Below are 321 nucleotides of genomic sequence, written 5' to 3' on the forward strand. Positions count from 1 at the left end.
TTATCGATAGCAAGGACAAGGAGGATCCCTACTCTCACAAAGGATCCTCCTTTTTTTGTTCTATGGATCTATGCATTTTTTTATACATTCCTATCCTGGCATGGTTTTAGGGTTCTCGTTTGTTACTGGATTAGCCGAAAAACTGTATAAAATCTTACATGCTCTTAGCGTGGTTTTTTTCCGAAATACTGGCGGTACCCCATCGCTATCAAGCTAAGAAATACAAATACCCCCAAAACGAGAAAATTGACATCTTCATGTGAAAATGTACAATTTTTTTGTTTTTGGGGGATTATAAAATTTTTAAGTTGATGGGCATGT

The sequence above is a fragment of the Bacillus pseudomycoides DSM 12442 genome (genome assembly GCF_000161455.1).
Classification (GTDB): domain Bacteria; phylum Bacillota; class Bacilli; order Bacillales; family Bacillaceae_G; genus Bacillus_A; species Bacillus_A pseudomycoides.